The organism is Methylobacterium sp. WL6 (assembly GCF_008040095.1).
Taxonomy (GTDB): domain Bacteria; phylum Pseudomonadota; class Alphaproteobacteria; order Rhizobiales; family Beijerinckiaceae; genus Methylobacterium.
Map to the genome: position 1 here is coordinate 1 of NZ_VRVH01000354.1, position 4,268 is coordinate 4,268.

The following is a 4,268-nucleotide window of genomic DNA, read 5'->3' on the forward strand; positions in this document are numbered from 1 at the left end:
GCGAGGGCCAGCGCGCGGATCACCCGCGCCCGCGCGCGCCAATCGCCGAAGCTGAGACCGGTCTCCTGGCGGAACCCGCGGGTCAGCGTGCGCCGGCTCGCGCCCGCGCGCGTCGCCCAGGCATCGAGGTCGTCGGCCGAGCCCGGATCCTCGATCAGCCCGAGGCAGACCCGGCGCAGGCGCGCGTCGCGCGGCAGCGGAAGCGCCAGCGGCGTCTCCGGGGCCCGGCCGATCTCGTCGAGGACCAGGGCGGCGAGATGCCCGCCGCGGCCGGCCTCGTCGTAGAGCACCGGCTCCTCGGCGAGCGCCGCCAGCGCCGCGACGAGGAGCGGCGACACCGCGATCACCCGGCAGCGATCCGGGACGGCGAAGGCGCGCGGATCGAGATAGGCCGAGCACATCGCCACCGCCCCGTGCATCGCGACCGCCTGCGGCAGCCGCGGCGGGATCAGCAGCGCGTGCCCCTCGGGCACGACCCAGGTGCCGTCGTCGGCCGAGGCCATCATCAACCCGGCGGTGGCGTAGAGCAGCTGTGCGCGCGGGTGGAAGTGCCGGTCGGTCCGGCTCGCGGCGGCGAAGGCCTTGGGCATCACCGCGACCGACCGGGGCACGTCCTGGTAGTCGGCGGCATCGGTCGAGCGCGGCGGCATGGCCCATCCTCGCAAAGGGTCGCTCCCCGCCCGCGCATGCACGGGCGCGTCGAAGAATGGCCCGGGAGCGTACATTTGCGGCCCGACACCGTCCATCGGGTCAGGGTATGAGGCGGCGGTCCCGAAGGATACGCCGTGATGAGCCCGGACGATCTCTCCAGCCGCACCCTGCGCTTCGTCAACGTGGCGCACGCCCTCGACCACTTCGTGCTGCTGATCTACCCGACCGCGGTGATCGCCATCGCGAGCCAGACCGGCCTCGGCTACGGCGAGCTGATCGGGCTCGCGACCGGCGCCTTCGTCGCCTTCGGGCTGTGCTCGCTGCCGATGGGCTCGCTTGCCGACCGTTTCGGGCGGCGCAACATGCTCGCGGTGTTCTTCTTCGGCTACGGGCTGTCCTGCCTCGGGGTCGCCAGCGCCGCGACGCCGACCGCGTTCGCGATCTGGCTGTGCGTGCTCGGCCTCGCCTCGGCGATCTACCACCCGGTCGGCTCGACCATGCTGGTCACCCACGCGCGGCGCCTCGGGCACGACCTCGGCATCAACGGGGTCTGGGGCAATTTCGGCGCCGCCAGCGCCTCGGGCGCGACGGCGCTGCTCGCCACGACGCTCGGCTGGCAGGCCGCCTTCGTGGTGCCCGGCCTCGTGTGCCTCGCCTGCGGCACCGCCTTCGTCGCGATGGTGCCGGGGGACGGGGACGGCGAGGCGCGCAAGGCCGGCGGGGCGGCAATCATCCCGGTGACGCGGCCGATGGCGCTTCTGGCGATGTTCGGCGTGGCGATCTTCGCCGGCGGCATCACCTTCAACGTCACCACGATCTCGCTGCCGAAGGTGATCGACGAGGGCGTCGGGCAGGCCCTGTCGCTGACCCTGATCGGCTCGATCGCCACCGCGGTCTTCGTCTTCGGCGCGCTGACCCAGCTGCTGATGGGCCGCCTCGTCGACCGCTTCGGCCTGCCGAGCCTGTTCCTCGGCCTGTCGGTGCTGCAGCCGCTCGGCCTCGGCCTCGCGGCGGCGTCCTCCGGCCCCCTGTTGCTGCTCGGGCTGGTGCTGGCGATCGCCGCGATCTACGGGCAGGTCGTCATCAACGACGCGATGATCGCGCGCTACGTCCCGGCGCACCAGCGCGCGAAGGCCTACAGCCTGCGCTACTTCGTGGGCTTCACCGCGAGCGGCTTCGTGGTGCCCCTGATCGCCCTGCTGCACGACCGTGGCGGCTTCGGCCTCGTGCTCGGGACGGCGGCGGCCTTCGGCGGCCTGATCTGGGTCGCCGCGTTCGGGTTCTACCGGCTGGTGCGGAGCGACGCGCAGCCCGTTCTCGCCGCCGCCGCGTAGCGGCTGCGGGCGCCGTCGAAACCTGTTACGCCGAACCTCGTGCCAGCCCTCTCCCTCGTCATCCGCCCCGAGAACCGCGACGATGGCGACGCCATCGAGCGTCTGCACGCCCGCGCCTTCGGGCCCGGGCGCTACGCGCGCACCGCGTTCCGGCTGCGCGAGGGCTCGGCGCACCGGGCCGACCTCAGCGTCACGGCCTCGGTCGGCAGCTTCCTCGTCGGATCGGTGCGGATGGCGCCGGTGACGGCCGGCGGCACCGGCTTCCTCGCGCTGGGGCCGCTCGCCGTCGATCCGAGCTTCTCCGGGCGCGGCGTCGGCACGGCGCTGATGCGGGCGAGCCTCGCCGCGGCGACGTCGGCCGGTGAGGGCCTGGTGATCCTGGTCGGCGACGCGCAGTTCTATGCCCGGTTCGGGTTCTCGCCGGTGCCGGCCGAGCATCTGGTCCTGCCCGGCCCGGTCGACCCGGCCCGCTTCCTCGCCCTCGAGCTGAAGCCGGGCTTCCTCGCCACGGCCCGCGGGGCGGTCGCGGCGATCCGCACCGGCTGAAGCCTCGCTCAGAGCCGCGCGATGTAGGCGGCGAGGTCGGCGATCTCGTCGTCCTTCAGCGTCTGTGCGACCTCGTTCATCGCCGGGTCGTAGCCGGGCCGGGCGTTCGAGCGATACGCCGTGAGCGCCGCCTTGAGGTAGTCTTCACGCTGGCCGCGGATGCGCGGGAGCGCGTCGCGCCCCGTCAGCTCGGCCCCGTGGCAGGACTTGCACTGGTGCTTGGACACCAGCGCCTGCGCCCGCGCGAGGAGTGCCGGATCGGGCGGGCCGCCGGCAGGGACCGGCGCGGGCAGGGCGCCCACCGCGTCGGCGAAGCCGCGCAGGTCGTCGTCGGACAAAGCCGACGCCATGTCGTTCATCGGCGGCGCCTCGCGCTGCCGCTCCCGGAACTGGAACAGCTGCGTGACGACGTAGTCGGGCATCTGGCCGCCGAGCGAGGGCACCCCCTCGGTCCCGGAGGTGCCGCGCTCGCCGTGGCAGGCGAGGCAGGTCGCCAGCCGCTCCCCCAGCGGGGCGGACGTCGCCGTCCCGAGGAGGAGCGTCGCGAGGAGGAGGGCCGGGGCGATCGCGCGGCTCATTGCGCGGCGCTGATCCGGTAGATCGCACCGTTGTAGTCGTCCGAGACCAGGAGCGCCCCGTCGTCGGCCATCAGCACGTCGACGGGCCGGCCGACATACTTGTTGTCCTGCAGGAAGCCGGAGAGGAACGGCTCCACCGAGGCGACCTTGCCGTCGGAACCGAGGCGGGCCACCACCACGTCGCCGCCGAGCTTGCGCGTGCGGTTCCACGAGCCGTGCCGGGCGATGAACATTGCGTTCCTGTAGTCCGCCGGGAACATGGCGCCGGTGTAGAAGCGCAGGCCGAGCGAGGCGGTGTGGGGGCCCAGCAGCGCCGCCGGCGCCGTGAACTCGGCGCAGGAATGGCCCCAGCCGTATTCCGGATCGGTGAAGGTGCCCTGGTGGCAGTACGGGAAGCCGAAATGCTGCTTGCCCGGCTCGGTCAGCACGTTGAGCTCGTCGTTCGGGATGTCCTCCGACACCCAGTCGCGGCCGTTGTCGGTGAACCACAGCTGCTTCGTGATCGGGTTCCAGTCGAAGCCGACGGTGTTGCGCACCCCGCGGGCGATCACCTCGACGTTCTTGCCGTCGAGGTCCATCCGCCGGATCTGGGCGTGGGTGTCGGGCGGCATCGTGATGTTGCCGGGCGATCCAACCGGGACGTAGAGCTTGTCGTCGGGGCCGATGGCGATGAACTTCCAGCCGTGCGCCTCGTCCTTGGGCAGGTCGTCGTAGACCAGCACCGGCTTCGGCACCTCGTCGAGATGCGCCTCGATGCCGTCGTAGCGCCAGATCTTCGAGAGCTCGGCCACGAACAGAGATCCGTCGTGGAACGCGAGCCCGTTCGGCCGGTGCAGGCCGGTGGCGATGGTCTTGACCTCGCGCTTGCCGTCAAGCCCGACCTTCGCCGGGATCGCGTAGACCTTGCCGACCGCGCGGGTGCCGACGAAAAGAGTCCCGTCCGGGCTCTGGCGCATCGAGCGGGCGTTGGCGAGCCCGCTGGCATAGACCTCGATCTTGAAGCCGTCGGGCACCGTCAGCTTGTCGAGCGGGAGCTTACCCAGCGGCGTCGCGAGCGGCGGCCCGGAGATCGGTGCGAGCTTGGCGGCGTCCCCGCCCTCGGGGCGCCCGTAGAGGGCGGAGCCCTTGTCGACGGCAGGGGCCGCGGGGGCGGCGGCAG

Annotated in this window: 5 protein-coding genes; 2 read left to right on the forward strand and 3 right to left on the reverse strand. The window is 72.6% G+C overall.

Annotated features, from left to right (window positions below; translation table 11 throughout):
• Positions 1-650, reverse strand: a 650-nt coding sequence (locus tag FV230_RS25340; protein WP_147844361.1) for a helix-turn-helix transcriptional regulator, incomplete at its 3' end; no start/stop codon positions are given.
• Between the two features lie 138 nt (positions 651-788).
• Between FV230_RS25340 and FV230_RS25345 the strand changes: the two genes are divergently transcribed.
• Together FV230_RS25345 and FV230_RS25350 are read left to right on the forward strand one after the other, a co-directional pair.
• A complete protein-coding gene (locus tag FV230_RS25345) occupies positions 789-1,985 on the forward strand; it encodes an MFS transporter (protein ID WP_147844362.1) in 1,197 nt (398 codons plus the stop codon).
• A gap of 39 nt (positions 1,986-2,024) precedes the next feature.
• Positions 2,025-2,531, forward strand: a complete 507-nt coding sequence (locus tag FV230_RS25350) for an N-acetyltransferase (RefSeq protein WP_147844363.1) — start codon at positions 2,025-2,027, stop codon at positions 2,529-2,531.
• 8 nt (positions 2,532-2,539) lie between these two features.
• Here FV230_RS25350 and FV230_RS25355 read toward each other — a convergent pair whose 3' ends face one another.
• Together FV230_RS25355 and FV230_RS25360 are read right to left on the reverse strand one after the other, a co-directional pair.
• A complete protein-coding gene (locus FV230_RS25355) occupies positions 2,540-3,109 on the reverse strand; it encodes a c-type cytochrome (protein ID WP_147844364.1) in 570 nt (189 codons plus the stop codon).
• Positions 3,106-4,268, reverse strand: a 1,163-nt coding sequence (locus tag FV230_RS25360) for a sorbosone dehydrogenase family protein (RefSeq protein WP_246694999.1), incomplete at its 5' end; no start/stop codon positions are given. The genes FV230_RS25360 and FV230_RS25355, both read right to left, overlap by 4 nt.